Here is a 17899-nt window from a genome sequence, read left to right as displayed (position 1 = left end):
TACAACCATTCCACACTTTTTCATTCGCCGAACGTTTCTTTGCCTTCGACAAAAAAATCCATGTGTAGATGGTTCTCGGGCATCTGTGTCCAAATCATTTCCATACTCCGCTGTCGCGCTTCGTTCTTGGTCACCCAGACGACATGCCGAAAGGACTCGTCCAGGTCAGACAAATTGGTGATGTACATTTGGTATTTGCGCCATAATTGTCTTGACGTTTCCGTTGCGTTATCAAATTCCACCCACCAAAAACCTTGGGGTGTGCGTAGAGCCGCGTCGGGACGAATCGAAGAAGCGCGCAAGTCGGCGTCCGTGGCGCCCGTGGCAAGCTTGCGCAGAAACCAGAGTTCGTCGGTGGCTTCGCGGGTGTTGAACCACCGCACGCCATCGAATCCGTGCTTCCGCAGATAACGCATGAGGATCGCGTTCAGCCCCAGCGCATGGCTCCACAGCGCATCCATCGTCACGGGTTTTCCGTCGATTCCTAACATTTGATGGACATATCGCACGCCCGCTTCAGTCAGGACATATGCGTATGAAGAACGGTTCAGCGTCCACCCTCCACGAAGAAGGGCTTCAGCATGCGCGTTTCGGACGCGATACACATATTTCTTGAGCATGTCATGAGTCCAATTCAGCAAAAACAGGAGATCTGTGCGGAGAATCACCCCTGCGTCATACACCACGCCCAACAATTTTTGCTCGGGTGGAAATTCACTGTCTCGCCACTCCAGAATCAATCCCAATCCCACCTCTGTAAGAACGCCGTCACAGGGTTACGCGGGATACTCGGCGGACTAGAAGGTTGTGGCTGCTGGGTGGCCATCGCCAACCCTCGTTCTTGGAACGCCGTCACCACGGCCTCCGCCACTGACTTGGCCCAATCTTCTATGTCCAGATTGGAGCCCCCAACGATGGGATGCTCCAAGCCTCGCCGCAGCACCGCCTCAATCGCCCGAGAACGTTGGCGCTTCGGCAGGCTTTCGAGCCACGCAATGAGCGTCGGATCCCGAATGTAGATGTGCAGCGTGTACGGTTTTGCACGCCATGATGATTCCATCTCGATTCCTTCCTCACAAATTCTCGTGGTGTAAGGCAAAAACGCCGCCCCGAAGTGGAGCGGCATTTCAGCCATACAAATCATGGGCTGTCAGTCCCCGCTGACGCTTACGTTTGGACGCTTGTGCTTTCTCGCCATCCGGCCAGTACCCGTGCTCCAGGTAGAAGTTGAGCCGCTCTTCCGCTTCATGGGCGGGACGCCCCAATTCCTTCTGCAACTCATACCCGAACGCGCGAAGCTCTTCATATCGTTTGCGAAGCGCGGGCTTGTCGAAGAAATTCACGACGCGAGCGTTCGGAGCAAAACCTTCGTACACGTCCGGAGGCGGCGCTTGGGTTTCGCAGGAGTGTGCCTCGCCACCCACCACCGTGTACACCGCAGCCACGTTGTCGGGCAACGCGCGCAGGTATTCTGGCGTGAAGTGTCCCTGGGTCAAATCTGCCATGATCCGCGCGCTCTCCGCGCCCACGCGAAGCGAGAAGAAGTTGCCGAGCACGTCCTTGATCTCTTTCTTCAGTACCCCACTGAACTGTTCCACCGACTGGGTGATCATCCCAAGTGACAACCCAAACTTGCGGGTCTCATCAATGATTTTCGCCATGATGTCTGTCTGCACGCGGTGGCATTCGTCTACAAGCAGAAAGTGGGTCAACGACGTGCTTTCCGGGCGGGTCAATGCCACGTGGTAATACTGCTCAATGAGCCCGCCCATGATGAGGCTCATGAGTTCCCCGCTCAATGCCTTCACGTCGATGAGGAGAATATGTCCCTCGTCCATCCACTGGCGGATCGGCAGCGCGTATTCCGGTTGGCCGAAATAGAGCGCCGTGCTGCTTGTCACAAACGGGCGCAAGCGACGCTCGACAGGCGCATAATAATCGGGGTTTTTCGCTTGCGCCGGGAACGTCTGCTCCCAGTACGTGCGCAACAACGGCGATTTCAAACGGCGCACGACTTGCAGCCGCCAGTTCTCGTCTTTCAACATCGGGATCATGCCAGCGAGGACGTGCTGAACTTCGTCGTCCTCCTTGAACGCCTGCACACACATGTCGATGATCTCGTCAATCCGCGCACCGCCGCCGTACGCCTTGCTTAACGTCGCCACGATAGCCTCCGTCGTCAGCACCTGAAGCAAGTTCAGCGCCACTGGATAGTCCCGATTCGAGAACGAGATGTAGTGAATCTTCTTCCACAGCGGGCTGTCTTCCGGCAAAATCGCCTGCAGGCGCGACAAGAAGATAAGCGTCGTTTCCGCCGCCGGGTCGATGAGCGTAAGTCCTGGCTTCGGATTCCCAGGCGTCTGTTGCACCCAGTCCATCGCAATGGATTGCAGCAAAAACATGAGCGTCGTTGATTTCCCCGCCCCCGTCATGCCCGTCATCAAGAAATGGCGGGTGAACTGTTCATGCGGAATGCGCACCAACCGCGAGGCTTGGGTTGGATGGCGAAGATAGCCTATCGCCACGCCTTCTGCGAACTCGTCGTCCCGAAGCGTCTGTGCGTGTTCACGAATGACGGGCATCTTCGCCCATGCATCGGGAGACGGCACATGCACGAGTTGCGCCAGTTCCTCCGCCGACATGACAAACGGTTTGGCTTGCTTGGACGACACGAATTGGTTCTCGGCCGACAGGTCGACGAGCGCGCCGAGCATGCCTTGGAAGTAGGGCTTCGCCCGGTGGGGCTCGTCCCCCTCGAACTGGATGGTGACATGGAACAATTCACGCAACTCGTCGTAGCGCCGCACCACCCCGCCGATCTGACGCTTTTGATGCGGCAGCACGACGGGCTTGGCTGACTGGCGGTTCGAGGTGGTTTTGCCCGCGGGTTTCCCGGTAAACGCCGCGCCGAGTTCCGCCAAAGACTGGCTTGCCAGATCCGCCCATACATTCCCCTGCCCGCGCCCACGAAGCTCCGGATCGGCCTTTTGATGCTCCTTCTTCACCCGTCGCAAGGCTTCGCTTTCGTCGATAGGACTAAACGCAATCTCAACGGCCATGTTGTTGCCCATGGCGCGAAGCAGTGTGACCAGCGGATCTCGCTTTCCCTCGCGGGCAAACGGCAAGAGCGCGTGTCGGGCGGTGACGAACATCCGCACCTTGGGGTCTAAGCGAATACGAGGCTTACGCTCCGGCGGCACCTCATGCCACTCCAGCGTCGGGGGTAGCGTGCCTTCCACGCCTTTTTTGCGATCCTCGGGGACGATGAGCCAGAACCACACGTCCCCGTCCTCACCCTTTTCGATGCGGAACCGAAACCAGATCGCCCCTTTGTCGCGCCGCTCCGCTTTCGTGCGGCGAAAGTGAGAAAACCGTGCAATCCACTGGCTCGTATCTGCTAAGGTGTAGAGGTGGTGACTTCGGGCGATCAGCGCTTGGGGTTGCCCTTCGTACCGTTTTCGTTCTGCGGCCACCTTGTCCTTGTCTCGCCACACACCATAGCCTGCGACACCTCCGAGCCCCAAGGTCGCCACACCCAGCAGCGCGTGCTCCAAGTCAAACACCGCGCAGCACCTCCCGAAGGGTTCGCCAACGCGGGACGAACATCCCGGTTTGCGTTTGGTACGACCGGTACGCAGAGAAAGTTTTCGACAACACACGTTCTTCCGCTCGTGCTCGCAACCATTCCAAGATCACAAAGACCGCAAACAGGATCCACAGGGATACTCGCCATACGCCAATGCACGATCCAAAAAACGCGACGATATAGGCGACGTACAGAGGATGCCGAACGTATCGATATGGCCCTGTCTGAATCACACCGTGCGCTTCGGGAAGCTGGGTCAAGGTGTCCCGTAGCGAAAGCAGCGCCCAAAGCTCCAGCACCAGCGCTGCAAGCTGTACACCATACGAGACCGCGAACCGCCACGTCGGCTCGATATACGGCCCTGGAACGATCCAAGCGATGAGAACGGGATACACCGCAATCCCGCTCGATGCCAGGACTGCAGACCCTGTGGTATCGACTCGACGCGGTGTCTTTCGTAACGAGAACCCAAGCCACACCGCTTCCATCAACAACACGGCTGCAAACGGCCAGAAGATGGGTGTCCACATCATGCGCGCCACGTTCCAAAGGAGAACGGCGATGGCCGTGCCTTGGACTCCAAATCGCACAAGCGGTGTCAACTCGCCCCCACCACCGTGACCCTCATGGGCACTTGGAACGTCACAGCCCATTGCCCGCCAAACAGCACGCGGGATGCTGTATCCAGCCACGGCACCTGAAACACGCCGCTTGCCGTCACGGTGACCTGGTGATTCGTGACGGACGCGGATTCTTGCAAGTTGGAAAACATCGACGAAAGATGCATCTGCGTCGCGCTGGTTTGCCACTGGGCGTTCGCTGCTTGGACAGGATCTGAGATCTGCTGTAGAGACGCCAAAAAGTACCCCTGGTTGCCTGTTGTCGCAGTCACGTCCTGATGAAGCGCCGTTTGTCCGGACCAGGCTGCCGCTTCCGCTGCGGCGCGCAATTCCCGATAGCCAACGGCCGCCGCACCGAAGGTCATGAGCATCACGAGCAACAATAGTCCGATGGTGACCCATACTAATCCCTTGTAGAGTTCCGACATCCACCCCGCCTCCTTAGCTCGATGTGAAATACGCTTCATTCACATCGGATGCCGTCACACTAAGAGGAATGGTGAGCGGTAGACTATTGGGATGCCCGAGCGCAGCGAACAAATCAGGAAATAAGATCGGGGCATTGTAGTGCACCGTCACTTGTACTTCCGGATCCGCCGTCCCTGACGTCACGGTGGTCGACGACATGCTCCAGAGGGATTGACCGCCGTACGACTGGGGCAACCCCGCTTCGGTCAGCGTGTCCGCCACAGCCTGTTCTGCGACTTGCGTGTCTCCTGTAATGGCCGCCACGCGTGCGCCGTTATCTGCCGCCGTGACGAGGACGCTTCGCACATGGATGAGTGACGTGAAGATGATCAACAGCCCAAGCACCACGAGTCCGGCTGCCGTCGATACCAGCCCTGCGTAGAGCAGGCTCACCCCTGTGCCTGCGTATCGAAATCTCCAGGCGCTCAAATGGCATTCACCCCCTTGGATGCAACAAGAGGCGAGCGAGAAGATTCGCCCGCCTCTTGTTTTCTCATCAGGATCCCGACCCGGAACTGCTCAGGTTCGGCAGCGTGATGTTGCCCGTGCCCGTGTACGAGCCGGAGTAACCACCGAGCGAAGAAGATCCGGAGCTTGACGTGATCGAGTTCATCGCGTTCGAGCCGGTCGACTGTGCCGTGTTAATCCCTTTGAAGATCAACACGACCATCGTGATGATGAACGCAAACGCAATGACAAACGAGAAGATCATGAAGAGGATTTTCGTGATGTTCGACGACTCCGGCCCCGCCTTGCGCCACCGGAGCCAAGCCGCGTGATGCAGTTGCGCCAAACGATGCATGACATCATCCTCCTTGAGAAATGACAAATGAGTTATGCGCCAAACATCGCAGTAAACGCGCGAAGAGCGGCAGGGAACACCCCGTCAAGAAGCGTGCTGCCAAGCAGCAACCCGCCAGCGGTCGCGAGCGAGATGCCGCCTAAAAGCCAGATCAGGTTGACGAGCATTCCGCCGGTGCCCGTCCCTGCGCGCTGCCAACGCCAAAGCCTCGTCGGGCTTCGGATCAACCCCCTCATGAGATCACCTCCTCATCCATAGGTGGGGTGTATGGCAAACTCACAACGAGATGCCAAAGCCGTTGCCGAGTATTTGCAAGGCATAGCTGAAGACCGCGAGAAACAGGTATCCGAACACAGGAATGCCAAGCCCGAGCGTCGAGATGTAGCTGATCTTCGAGATCGCGTTGTTGTAACGAAGCTCCGCTTCGGTGTCTCGAATGCGTTCCTCGATGTCGAGCGAGGTGAACATCATGTCCACAAGTGGCGTGTTGTAGCGGGCCGACTGCGTCAAGAGTTGTGCGAACTGCGTCGCCTCAGGGAGATGCAGGCGTTCGGCCATCCCCATGAAGGCTTCAACCACGGTCTGGACGCGCATCCCTGCGTCTTTGGCATCTTCGGATGCGCCAATGGCGATGGACACGTCGCGCAGATACGGTTTGAGCGGATGGCTCGTGACCGACTCGGCTGCAGCAATACTCCGTTCGATGGGCGCGCCTGCTTCTGTGAGTAGCGCGATCAAGAGCCTGGCCTGCCGCAATTGTCGTTTGAGCAACAACCGCGCACGCTTGTAAACGCGATTCAGATAGAAGTAAGGAAGAAAGAAAGCACAAAGCGAAAGGGGCATGGCCCAATACCAACCGATGACAAACAGGATCGCCGCGACAAGCAGGGGCATGGCAAACGACACGCGATACGCGATATCCGCCCACTCGGGATGCCCAATCTCACGCGCAAAGAACACCATGTTCTGATGCAGAGATTCGAGAAACCCCTTCTTCTTCGCTTGATGTTTGTACGAGCCCCGTACGGATTGGACACGAAGGCGTTCTTCCTCTTCACGCGCGCTCGCCCATCCCCATACGACGACCAACACTGAAAGACATCCCAAGCATCCAATCAGAAGTGCAACCATCCTGGCTCACCCCTCCACGCGCTCGCCTCGCCATTCGGTTGCGGCCAATCCTGACTCATGAGCCAATCCACGAGACCGGGGTCGAACTCGATCCCTTTTTTGCGCGCAAATTCATCCCGTACCCGATCCGGTGGCCAGCCTTCTTTGTAGGGCCGAGCCTGGATCAGCGCGTCAAGCACATCGACGACCTTGACCACTCGGGCTGGCATGGGAATGTCCTGTCCCGAGACCCCAGTGGGATAACCACTTCCATCCCAATTTTCGTGGTGGTGGAGCGCCACTTGTTTGGCCCACTGCCAACTTTTCGCGTCGTACAGCCAGGGTGTCTGTTGACGCACATGCCGTTCCACCTCTTCAAGGACGACCCAACCCTTCGTCGTATGGGTTTGCACCAGACGGTACTCTTCGTCTGTCAGCTTGGCGGGTTTGTACAAGATCTCTCGCGGGATGGCGGACTTCCCCACATCGTGTACGTACGCAGCAAGCGTCACCCGGGCGATATCCGGTTCAGGCCATTTCAAGGCATCGCGGGCAATCCACACGGTATACCGTTCCACGCGGGACAAGTGATCGAGAACCTCCGGATCGCCGTATTCCGCCGCAAACGCGAGACCGCGAAACAATGCGTATTGAAAGGCGAGCTTCATCCGTTCGCTCTCGCTCCCAAACACATGAGCCATCCGAACGGTGTACCCACCCGAAGGCTCGGCCTCCACAAAGGCGTGAATGAGCGTCCCCTCGCCATCTCGACGCCGCACCCAGTGTGTATGCAGCCCAAGCTCAAGAAGTTGAGGATGGAGGAGCTCGCATGGCAACCCTTGTAACTCCTCTGGACGAAATCCAAGAAGCGCCTCGGTGTCGCCGGTCGCGTACAGAATGACGCCTTCCGCACTAATCTGCAGTTGAACCATGACACTCCTCCTCGCCCCAGACGATCTGCCCGACACCCCTGCGCTTCCCTTGATAAAGGCGCAGGTCAGCCTGCGCCAAGAGTTGTTCCAAGGTCTTTCCGTGCTTAGGAAAACATGAAACCCCAAACGTCACATCCAGACCATACGGTTGAAGTGGCAAGCGTGACTTGATTTGCTGGAGGCGCTCGACCATCCCCTCGTGGCAGGCGCATGCCTCAAAGATGAGTACAAACTCGTCGCCGCCCAGGCGCGCCAACACATCCGTGGCGCGTTTCGTGGCTTCCAAGGCTTGCGAAATAGCACAAAGCGCCTCATCGCCTTTGGCATGACCTTGTGTATCGTTGAGACGCTTGAAGTGATCAAAGTCCATCAGGACCAACACAAACTCCAGATTGTCGTAGCGCCGCAGACGCCGCTCAAACCACTCCTGAAGGCCCTTTCGATTCAAGCAACCCGTCAAGGGGTCATGGGTCGCCTCCATCTTCAATCGTTCGTGATCGTGCAACAACGTGTCTGCCGCCAACGCGAATTCCACGGCTTGTTCTTCTTCCGGAGTGGCCTCACCTCGAAAGTAAACGCGATAGAGACCATCCGTGCAGGGAACCTCGCGAACACGAAGGGCCGCCTTCCAATGAGGCGATCCCGCGACAATGCCTTGCTCCACCTTACCTTCAGGTGTCTCAACTTCAACGCCAAAGGCTCGCATATCGAGCCAAAACCGCATATGTGCGTCGCGCCATGCTTCTCCCGACGCGAGCCGTTGCAAGAAACGAACAAAGATTTCCACCATGTCGTGTTATCCTCCCGTGTGCACCGGTTGCCCCGGCGGTGCAACAATGCCGCCTGAAAAGCCCGATGGAAACAACGTGGAGATGGTGTTCGAAACTCGAACGGGTTGCGTCACATTGAGGAATCCCACGATATCGCCCGCTGCGACGGTTCCCTTCGTTTGGTTCTGTGCCAAGGCCCATTTCATCCCCTGTCGAGACGCGAATTGTAAGGCAAGGGTGCTGCCATTCGGGAGCGGTAACGTGATCGTCGTCTGATTCCCGTTGGTCGTCCAAGTTACCGTGCCGGACGCCGGTGCGATGATCGGGAGGGACGGCAAGAATTCACTGACCAACGGCGTGTTGTCGTCGTTCGATGTGGCCTGCATCGTCCACCCGCCCGAAGAAATTGTGAACGTGAGCTTCGCATCCCCAAACGGCCAATAGCCGCCGTCTGGCAAGGCCACAGGTGGCGTATCCAGGATGTAGGCCGCTGTCATGCGCATGAGCGCGTTGATGTAGTCTTGCACGGCCGCTTTATCGCTCGAACCGTAATAATGCGCACTGGCATTGGGCCAATTGCCGTACATCAGATACAAGGTGTGCAAGTACTTGGCACCCGCGTTCAGTGCGTCGTCGGGATCCCAAGGCGAGGCGTACGGCGCGCAGCCTTGGTTCTGATTGGCCTGGCAGGCCACATTCAATTGCGCAAGCTCTGCTGGAGTGAGCGCGACACGAGAGGGCGTGCCGATTGGCGCCCATATCCCGTCCGCGTCCACGCCATAACCGCCGTACTGCGAGATGCGAAGGGCGTCGGTGTCCGGCTCATCCACTCGCGTATACGGATCCGCCCACCCGCTCCAAGTTTCGGGTTCGAACTGCATGAGCCCCATGGCGTGACTTCCGGCGTAATCCGCGTAGGCGTTCGGTTCCCACGCGGATTCATGGAGCGCGGTCGCAGCGAGATACTGCATCGGCACTTGATAGGTCTCGCTGGCTTGTTGCACATAGGCGACAAAGGCCTGTGGGATCCCGTTGGCAGGCGAAACGTCCTTGGGAATTTGTCCATTCCAAGTCTCCGGCACCGCCGTGTTGAGCGCATTCGCTCCGCCGATGATCGCGAGAAAGAGGAGTAACCCTCCCAAGAAGGGCGCAACGAACAGGAAGAAGACAAAAACCAGAAGCAAGGGCCAGCGCTTTTGAGCCATGCGCAACCCGATACGCAAGCCCAGCTTCACCACCAAGGCTTCCATGTTTTCTCTCCCTTTTCGCTTACAACAAGATCACCTTCCAAAAAGCAGGGTTATCCACGTAACCAGGTTGCCAGTACCACGTGTGCTCATGTGGGATGAGTACCGTAGGAAAGCGCGTTACGGCAAGGTCCAATGCGCTATTCGGCATGGCATATAAGACGTCAGCTGGCATCGATATTCCAAGTTGTGTAAACGAGGATCGCACGAGATTCTCCGCGCTATTCACCGATAGAGTTGAACCGTACATGGATAAACCGGCAGCCACGAGTGTGACGCGCGGGAGCAAGTCTTCCTTCGCCAGCAATCGGATGAGTTGATGACAATGATCACACCATGGTGCGAATACCACGATAGGCTTTTGCCCGGGCAGCGGAACGAGCTCCCCGCTTCCCGTCTCGACCGTGGCGGTTTGGATTGCACGGATGAGCGGCATGGGGGCAACCGACAATCCATGCCACGGCGTCGCGGAAGACGATACGCCTATCGCCCGCTGCGCAGTTGGGGCAGTCGAAAGTTGGGCTGTGGCGGCGGTACCGCACCCTGTCACCCAAAGGGCAACGGCACCGATCCCGACGCCCACCCCAATTCGCTTCATGATGTCCCTCCTTTGAAAAATGTCACCCAGTCATGAACTTGACTTGACGGCAAGATCCCCGGAAGCTCCTCCCAACCACCTTTCACCTTGTGGTAGGCGACCGGGACAGGCAACTGCACGTCTTCGTACAGGGTCACGGGACTCGGCAATGGATCCGTGTGATAGCCCGCCTGCTTCCATAAGGATTTGGTTTGGGATGGGGTCAAACCCACCCATACAACGGCAGGCTTATTCGGCAACTGTGACCAAATGCTTTGGAACTGGGGAATGGCATACGCCGTAACCCCGCTCAGGATCAGCACGTTCTGAACAGAAGACGGAACATGCACGGGCAATGCGGAGACATGCTGAATGCGCTGAGCGTAGGGCTGAAGATGCGATACCATTCCTGTCGGTAAGCTCTTCATCACGACTGGGACTTCTTTCGCAGGCGAAGTTTTGGAATCTGGATGTATTGATGATTTCGTTGACGAGCTAGTTGACACGGAAGCTGAAACAGGCGGCGCAGAAGCTTGCGTTTCAACTTCTGGGTGGGTCGTGTGTACTGTGTACGTGCCGCATCCTGTCAGACCTCCGATACTCACAGCCAACGACACAAGCAACCATCCGACGCGCTTCAAAGTGATTCCTCCTTCTGTGTGGGCGTTCTTCATCTCCAGGCGATCTGTAGGGCAACATCACCGATCCAAGCGCTGCACCCTACATTGCGAGACTTCATAACTGCCGGGGCGAAGACCCGAAATTTGTCGAAAACGCGGCCATCGGAAACGACCGGCGCGTTGGAATCGAGTTTTTCGTCGTCCAAGTTTGACGTCCAGGTGCACGGAACTCTGAAACGTGAAGGGAACCGGTGAACGCATCCTCACCTCCACGGGCAAATGAAGATCCCCGTGCGTCCACCACACCCGCGCCTGTCTACGAAAGACTGTCCGTTTCCCACGACGCCAAACGAGCGTCCGTGCCTTTCGCACCCATCCGTCGCTCACATGACTTCGAAAGGGATAACGCGCGGCGTCGAACAAATACTTGACGAGCGGCTTGCCATCGGGATCGAGCTTTCGCGCCAGCCACGTGAATCCGAACGCACATCCCAGGATGAGAAGCCAACGATTCACCACGAGGTTCAATAGACGAAAAGGGGTCAAGGTGTCCAATAACAGGAATCCAACCCCCGAGAGAAAGAACGTGACGACATCGTCCGCAAATAGGCGAAACCCCAGACTCCGGCGGTTGATGTTTGTGATGACGACCTTCTGTTTGAACAGCTTCTGGTAGGTTCGTGGCATACCAACGCTCCCCAAACACGCGCTCTCTCAGGCACCTGATGGCACCTGCGAGAGCGCGTCCAAGTCAGCTTCCGCTTGGCAGTTTGCCGACCAGCCACGTGAGCACACCAAAGAAGACCGTGGGGTCAACCAAAAAGAGTAAGGCAATAAGCCCAAACACCACTTGGACAACGATGTGCTGATGCTGGCCTCGGATGTACTTCAGCGTGATCCACACGACCATCACGACCAACACGACGACCGCGAGAATATCAAAAAATGGCTGGACTAACTGCCATGCGGGGTTGCTTGTGATTCCACTGAGGCTTGCACCTTGTCCCATACGTGTGCCTCCTTGTCAGCGAAGATGGAGAACATGACACACCGTGCCGAGCCATGGCCATGTCCACAGGCCCACCCAGCGAAGTGCGTAGGTTTCGAGCGGTCCTGCGGCTTTTTGAAGCATGGGTGGCGCATGAACGAGGAGGTAGGAAAGCGTGAGCACCGTGACAAACACGCGCATAAGGGCGCGGATCAAGCTTTCGCCAGGGCTTTCGACGCCAATGGCCAGCCATGGCACGGGTGGTTTCACCCACCAAGGCAAGGGATAAAAGAGTTGCACGCCCATCGGGTTCACGAGATCGATGAGCCAGTGACTGACCCATCCCATGAAGATTCCTGTCGCCAACCAATCCGGAATGTGAAACCCGAGGCCGAACAGCACAAGGTAGAGGAGCACGGACACCAGCAGGCTATGGGTCAACGTGCGGTGACGAATGAACTTCGAGACCAGCGACGCCCCCGGGATGTGCCGCGACACCCACGATTCGGGTTGGTCAATATCTGGGACGGGAGCCACAACAAACGCCACAGCGATCGTAGCTGCTGCTTGCCATGAGATGGGCGCGTGTTCCGAGACCAGCATCACCTCCGTCAGTGCCGCCGCGAACACCGCGTGCGTGGTGTGGATCAAGAACACCCCTCCTCTCATCAGAGGAGGGGTGTAAGGCAACATCACGATTTGGGATCGTGACGATTCGTACGGTTGGGATCGAGCGGTGTCCGCCGCCCAAGTTCGACGCGCCTGCGTTCAGCGTTGCGCGTAGCGCCCGACGACTTTCGCTCGCTTCGTTGCGTAGTCGGCGGCGCCTTGGGCTTCGCCCGCAACCGCACTGTTCGGGACGGAGACGACACCGAGACCATCGGCACGACCTTCGCGGCCTCCGCTGACTTCGGCGCTTCATTCGGCTTCGGTGCTTCGCTCGACTTCGGATTTCCAGGCTCTCCAGGAGAGGAGTTCACACGCTTGAAGCTGGTCGACGACGGCGAATGGGCTGCCGTTCCGCTGACCGCAGAGGGCGTTTGGAACTCATCTTCGAGCTTGGCCGAATCCGAAGCGCCTTCTTCGTGCACTTCGCCTTGTCCTTCGCGCGTCACCCCGCGATCTTCAACTCTCGGTTGCGACACCCCGAATGCTTCGTCCAAGGGATGTGCCCCCGATTCCTCGGCGCTTGATGCGAGCGTCGTGGGGGCTACGGACATCGTCGGCTCCGCGGACTTCTCCGCCTCCGGACTCGCATCGCTCCTTGCTGGTGGATTTCCTGCAACCGCATCGTCTGTGTTGTTCGGTTGCGGTATGGCGAACGCCTCTTCCAACGGATGATTCACCGATTCCTCGACGTTAGGAGCTGTCGTCGCCTTCACCCATCCACTTCGCGACATTTCTCGCGGTGAAGCGTCCGACGACGGCTGTTTTTCAGTTTTCACCTGGGTAGACGCAGCCTTGTCCCCCGACGTGGTCGTCTCCGCCGCCACGGTTTCAAGCTGGACCGTGGACGTTTGAGTCACTGCGCCATGAGCCTCTACCTCTGGTGGCGTGGCGAATGACGCGTCCAGATCCGGCATGACCGCCTCAGCTTCCGCTTTCGGGGCCAGCGTGCGGCGATCTGCCACCATCTGTGCAGCTTCCACAGTGGCTGCCGCCCGTTCAAACGCCTCTTCGAGGTGAGGCTCCGCTTGTTCGTCTTCAGCCACTCCATGCGTGTTCGAAGACGAAAGACGGTCATTCAAGTCCTCCTCACCATGTGCGTCCGTTTCGGGATTTGCCCCCATGTCGGATGGGCTGGAATCCGACACACTTGGATTGGACGGCCCCCCACTGGGGCTTTGTTCACCGCTTACGTTCGCGCCGCTCCCCGATTGCACAACGTCACCAAGGGAAGAAGGCTGATCCGCACCGGCTCTACCCAGTGAACTGGCGGCCGAATCACCGCTAGCCGAACTTCCAGGCGGTGAACTGTTGCCTGCTGAACCATCGCCCGTCGAGGCACGATCGGTTGAACGGCCACTTGTCGGTCCGCGCATCGTCGCCCCATCGCTTGTTGGCCCCTTGCCGAATGCGCCTGTCGAGCGACGAGATCCAGAACTTGAAGATCGGTCCGCGCTCCCCTGGGCAGAAGAGCCTCCTGCGGCTCCGCCGCGATGGGACGTACTCCACGAACCGGCGAGCGTTCCTGCCATCCCTGCGGCACCGTCTGCTGAACTGTGGCCTCGCCAATCGAAGCGTTTCGAGAGCAGTTCCCGAGTCCGATCTCCAAACTCCGTCCATTTGCTGGCTTGCTTCTTCTTTTCGTCTTCACCGGATGCCTCTGACGAACCGCTTTTGAACCGTTCAAGGGTCGGCATGATGAACGTTGAGAAGATCGGGCCTCGGAAGATGAGCGCACCCAAAAAGATGAGCGCCGCCATGATCGCTCCTGTGACCAGTGTCGTCTCATCCCCCGTCAGGGAGACCGTGTCCATGACAATACTGATGAGCAAGAATGTGATCGACAAGTACACCACGTTCGCCAGCTTGAGGAGCAGATAGCCGATGGCCTGCTTCACCCACTTGAGGACATACGTCCATCCGACCTCGGGGACAAAGCCGAGTGGTAGCACAAAGATCCCCATGAACGTCATGAAGAGGAACGCCATTTCCAGCCCAAACAGGTAGAACGCCATCACGGCCAAGAACATGAGGCACGGAAGCCCGAGCAGCAACATCACGGCCAAAAAGACGATGTTGTTATACGGGTTCGAATTTTTGACATCTGTGCTCGTCCAACCCGTGTGCGCGAAAGGTTGTGGCGTCTTGAGGATGTCGTTCAACAGACTCTGCCTGGCCGAAGTCGTCGTGTTCTGCATGAACAACGTGACCCAGTTGTCCCCGGATTGAATCGTGGCTGTGCCCCCACTGTCCGTCGTGTATGACTCTCCCACCGACGCACTGGATACATTGAAGTCTTGCAGGTTGTTGGAACCATGGCCAAACTGAGCAATTTCCCACGGCTCCAACACATAGATGTTCCAGGCCGCGTCGTAGATGGTGCTGGCGCGAAGATTCGAGATGGACTCAATGGCCGCACTGACCTGATTGTCTACGTTCTCAGACAGATTGTTCACACTTTGAAAGATTGGGGAGAAATGCGAGAAGAAGATGAATAACAACGCACCCGAGAACGCCGTGCTCACGACGGCTGTCAGCATTTTTACATGTCGAGCCCTCAGAAACTGCCAGACTAGATAGACGCCTACGGCAAGCACGAGAAACGGCAGCAGACGTAAAAACACATTCTGATAGGCAAGCGAGAAAGACAGCCCCAAGCGCTTCGCGACGGGATCCACCAACCAGTTAGGATTTGAAAAGTCCACCGCCAACAAGATTACCAAGTGCATCAACCACGCGATGCCTTGCATGACCAGATCCGCAATCCAGTTGGCGACTTCTTTGATCACCCCACCGCCAAAAAGCGTATTCCACCACCCTTGTGGAGGGAGGGTGAACGTATACACATTTGGCGAGGGCTGTTCCCATCCCGGAAACGGAGACGTGGGATTCGCATAGCCAAAAAGCGTGTTGGTCGCGGCGTTCGACGTGACGACACTGTCGATACTCGGCGCGCCCCCGTTGCCTCCGATGACTTGCAGCATGCCTCCATCCCCTCATTCCGGTGTTGTACTGAACGCCTTCAGCAAGCCTGCATCGACCACATCGATCTGAATTTCGCCGATGCGCCCCAACGGATCGCGCAGGAAACCCCGTCCTCTTTCAAACGACTGGAAGACCTCGACATAGCGATTCAGCATCTCGTCTTCTTCCAGCGGAAGCCCGAGCAGGCGCACCGCATGCTCCACCTGCGTGCGAGACGTCAGACGACCGACAAACGTCCAACCGAGACTCGCGGCCATGTCGTCGTTTTCCGCACCCTGCTTTGGCAAAAGAACATCCGGATTCTGCACGGCGAGCATAAGCACAAGGTTCATACTGCGCCCAAGGAGTAACATGCGGTTGAGGAGCGCACGCCCCTCCGGGATACTGCGAAGAATCCACGCCTCGTCCACAGCGAAAAACTTGCGCACATGTTGGGGAGCCATGACCAGACGTCGGAACGCAATTTGCGTGACCAAGTACAGGATGGCAACGGCGAAACGCTGACTTTCACGCCATGCATCCGGCGAACTCCCCGGGTCCGGGAAGTCCAGACCCATAATCGACGCCACCACCAGCCTCGCACGGCTATCCATGACGTTGTCTTCGCCGTCTTTTCCGTAAAGCGCACGGCCCAGTTCACTCATCCGGTAGTGTTCGAGGAGACCCAGAAAGAGATCCGCGAGATCGCGTTCGTCTTCGGTGCGTTGTGTGTCCCGCTGCTCATGCTCAAGACAAACGAGAAAGTGGTCCATATCCCACTTCTCGCCTTCATAGAGCGTATTGAGGGCTCTCTGGATGACCAACGACGCCCGCTGGTCCTCGCGGCGTGTGGTGACGTTCAACAGCACGCTCAGGAATCCCTCGGCAATAAGCTGCGATTCCCGCGCGTCGCGCCCCAGATGAAACGGTGAGAATTGGAGTTCGCTACCCGCGCCAAACGTCCACCAGACGCTTTCCTGCGGCCACAACTGCACCAAGGAACCGTACTCTGCCTGCTTGGGATCCACGATGGCGCCGATCGCGCCCCACTGAAGCATGGTGTCTGCCGCGTACTTCATCCCGACTGACTTGCCGCTCCCAAGCGTGCCGACAAATGCGGCCGCACCGCTCCGATTGAGTTCGCGCATGGGACGAAACCAGTCCACCCATACCGGACGTGCGCTATGGACCATACGCGCGAACCACATCCCAGATGGATCACCGACCGTCGCTGTTCCGAGCGCACCGGATGCGGCGAGCACGCTTGGATCCGCGGGAATCGCCCAAGCCTTGTCGACACCGCCCACCGTGCCTGGGAAAAACGCCTGCCACAGTTTCAGAGCATCACCGGGCGGATGGACAAGATGCACGACCCCTTGCAAACGCTCTTTCAGCAACTCCTCACGCCGCAACATCTCAAGCTCACTGTCCGCCCCTACGGCAAAGAACGCGTGAAACGTCGCAAACGCCATACCCGCTTTGAGTTTTGCTTCGAGGGCCTGCGCGTCTTCGAGACCGTCGTAAATGTCCCACGGGATGTCCCCTGCTTGCGCATATTCCTCACCTTGCGCCGCGACAATTTTCCGACGGCGATAGACCAATTCACGCGCGCGCTGGGGCGAGATGATCTCGAAATGCACACAAGCATCGACGGGAAAGTGGAGCTTTTCAAGAGGGTGATAGAGCCACTCATCACCGATCGTTTCCAGTCGATCCGGCAGGCTCGCCACCGCCATGATCGATTGGTACGATACGCGTTTGTCGTCATGCTCCACTCGAATGCGAAACGTGTCTTCGCGCACCGCCGCCGAAACAAGCGATAGACGAACAGGTCGTGGACGTATGAGAATATCCTTTCCTTCGATCGTCAAGGTCTTTGGGAGAGGATCAGGCAGTGTATTTGGCCATGGCGCAAGCCCGCGAAAATAGGGCGCACGATGAATGCGCTCCATTTCATGTGGTGTAGCACGCGCAAGCTGCGGAAGAATCGCTTGCAGACGGTTGTACAAACGCATTTCGGCTTGCCGCGTTACTTCTAGGTCGTGTTGCGAGATCACAGGCGCCTGGACTCGTGCGACCTTGCGTTTGGCATAGCCCCAAAATCGCAGAAATTGATCCGCAACTCGTTCGCGAAGCTTGTCCGGTCTGTCCAACACTTGATTCCATGCGGTTCCGACCGGCGAAGCGAGCGGCAAGATGAGCACTGTGAGTCGTTCGAAAGGCGTCTGGCCATGCAGACGTTGCATCACCAGGTCCACGTGGGCGCGCCAATGCGGATGATCTCCAAAGGAACGCATCCTTAAAGAAACTTCCTCTGCCGAAATCGGCACGGAGACACTGAGGAGCTGCCCTTGCCCGCGATACGTTTGAAAGAACACTTCGAATTGCCGATAGATACTCCGCTTGACCGCTTCCGGCTGAAGTTCGTACGGCAACGCCGGTAACCGATAGACCCCATACGCGCTACCGTTGTCTAAAAAGAGAATGTTGTCGTGCCAATAGATGGTGTGCATAAAAAACACCCCTCCTTCATGTGGAGAGGTGTATGG

The 17899-nt window shown here is 57.6% G+C and carries 19 protein-coding genes; all 19 read right to left on the bottom strand.

From position 1 onward, the window contains the following. Window positions 1-20: 20 nt before the first annotated feature. The 19 genes from AACI_RS05875 to AACI_RS05785 all read right to left on the bottom strand — a co-directional run bounded on the left by AACI_RS05875 (window position 21) and on the right by AACI_RS05785 (window position 17863). Entirely contained in the window at window positions 21-740 is a 720-nt protein-coding gene (locus AACI_RS05875; protein WP_012810558.1) for a replication-relaxation family protein, read from the bottom strand. Continuing rightward, on the bottom strand, window positions 737-1060 hold the full coding sequence (locus tag AACI_RS05870; protein ID WP_245530727.1) for a hypothetical protein: 324 nt from the start codon (window positions 1058-1060) through the stop codon (window positions 737-739). The genes AACI_RS05875 and AACI_RS05870 overlap by 4 nt, the downstream gene beginning before the upstream one ends. Before the next feature lie 67 nt (window positions 1061-1127). Beyond that, window positions 1128-3563: an ATP-binding protein gene (locus tag AACI_RS05865; protein ID WP_012810556.1), complete on the bottom strand. Its 2436-nt coding sequence runs from the start codon at window positions 3561-3563 to the stop codon at window positions 1128-1130. Beyond that, window positions 3556-4188, bottom strand: a complete 633-nt coding sequence (locus AACI_RS05860; protein WP_012810555.1) for a methyltransferase family protein — start codon at window positions 4186-4188, stop codon at window positions 3556-3558. Before AACI_RS05860 ends, AACI_RS05865 begins: the two co-directional genes overlap by 8 nt. Beyond that, window positions 4185-4634, bottom strand: coding sequence for a hypothetical protein (locus AACI_RS05855; protein ID WP_012810554.1), 450 nt, complete (start codon window positions 4632-4634; stop codon window positions 4185-4187). Before AACI_RS05855 ends, AACI_RS05860 begins: the two co-directional genes overlap by 4 nt. A 13-nt stretch (window positions 4635-4647) precedes the next feature. Next, complete coding sequence (locus AACI_RS05850; protein ID WP_012810553.1) at window positions 4648-5103, bottom strand: hypothetical protein; 456 nt, start codon at window positions 5101-5103, stop codon at window positions 4648-4650. Window positions 5104-5170: 67 nt separating this feature from the next. Beyond that, window positions 5171-5476: a hypothetical protein gene (locus AACI_RS05845; protein ID WP_012810552.1), complete on the bottom strand. Its 306-nt coding sequence runs from the start codon at window positions 5474-5476 to the stop codon at window positions 5171-5173. A gap of 32 nt (window positions 5477-5508) precedes the next feature. Beyond that, a complete protein-coding gene (locus AACI_RS05840) occupies window positions 5509-5712 on the bottom strand; it encodes a hypothetical protein (RefSeq protein ID WP_012810551.1) in 204 nt (67 codons plus the stop codon). Between the two features lie 40 nt (window positions 5713-5752). After that, a complete protein-coding gene (locus AACI_RS05835; protein WP_245530726.1) occupies window positions 5753-6439 on the bottom strand; it encodes a type II secretion system F family protein in 687 nt (228 codons plus the stop codon). 152 nt (window positions 6440-6591) lie between these two features. Next, window positions 6592-7518 (bottom strand): HD domain-containing phosphohydrolase, encoded by a 927-nt coding sequence (locus tag AACI_RS15595; protein WP_012810549.1) that lies wholly within the window; start codon window positions 7516-7518, stop codon window positions 6592-6594. Beyond that, on the bottom strand, window positions 7499-8308 hold the full coding sequence (locus AACI_RS05825) for a GGDEF domain-containing protein (RefSeq protein ID WP_012810548.1): 810 nt from the start codon (window positions 8306-8308) through the stop codon (window positions 7499-7501). The genes AACI_RS15595 and AACI_RS05825 overlap by 20 nt, the downstream gene beginning before the upstream one ends. Window positions 8309-8314: 6 nt before the next feature. Then, complete coding sequence (locus AACI_RS05820) at window positions 8315-9538, bottom strand: transglycosylase SLT domain-containing protein (RefSeq protein WP_012810547.1); 1224 nt, start codon at window positions 9536-9538, stop codon at window positions 8315-8317. A gap of 19 nt (window positions 9539-9557) precedes the next feature. Beyond that, on the bottom strand, window positions 9558-10133 hold the full coding sequence (locus AACI_RS05815; RefSeq protein WP_012810546.1) for a hypothetical protein: 576 nt from the start codon (window positions 10131-10133) through the stop codon (window positions 9558-9560). Beyond that, a complete protein-coding gene (locus AACI_RS05810) occupies window positions 10130-10540 on the bottom strand; it encodes a hypothetical protein (RefSeq protein ID WP_245530772.1) in 411 nt (136 codons plus the stop codon). Before AACI_RS05810 ends, AACI_RS05815 begins: the two co-directional genes overlap by 4 nt. Before the next feature lie 270 nt (window positions 10541-10810). Next, on the bottom strand, window positions 10811-11419 hold the full coding sequence (locus AACI_RS05805; protein ID WP_012810544.1) for a conjugal transfer protein: 609 nt from the start codon (window positions 11417-11419) through the stop codon (window positions 10811-10813). A 64-nt stretch (window positions 11420-11483) separates the two neighbouring features. After that, the gene (locus AACI_RS05800) at window positions 11484-11741 is read right to left on the bottom strand and encodes a hypothetical protein (RefSeq protein WP_012810543.1); all 258 of its coding nucleotides are present in this window, start codon (window positions 11739-11741) and stop codon (window positions 11484-11486) included. Between the two features lie 15 nt (window positions 11742-11756). Then, the gene (locus AACI_RS05795) at window positions 11757-12377 is read right to left on the bottom strand and encodes a metal-dependent hydrolase (protein ID WP_394295654.1); all 621 of its coding nucleotides are present in this window, start codon (window positions 12375-12377) and stop codon (window positions 11757-11759) included. Window positions 12378-12412: 35 nt separating this feature from the next. Further along, window positions 12413-15370 carry a hypothetical protein gene (locus AACI_RS05790; RefSeq protein WP_012810541.1) on the bottom strand — a complete coding sequence of 986 codons (2958 nt, stop codon included), beginning with the start codon at window positions 15368-15370 and terminating at the stop codon, window positions 12413-12415. A 12-nt stretch (window positions 15371-15382) separates the two neighbouring features. Beyond that, on the bottom strand, window positions 15383-17863 hold the full coding sequence (locus AACI_RS05785; protein ID WP_012810540.1) for an ATP-binding protein: 2481 nt from the start codon (window positions 17861-17863) through the stop codon (window positions 15383-15385). Window positions 17864-17899 lie beyond the last annotated feature (36 nt).

Origin of the sequence: Alicyclobacillus acidocaldarius subsp. acidocaldarius DSM 446, from assembly GCF_000024285.1 — a bacterium.
Lineage (GTDB): Bacteria > Bacillota > Bacilli > Alicyclobacillales > Alicyclobacillaceae > Alicyclobacillus > Alicyclobacillus acidocaldarius.
The sequence above is the reverse complement of the archived record's forward strand: the minus strand, read 5'-3'. Positions and strand labels throughout refer to the sequence as shown.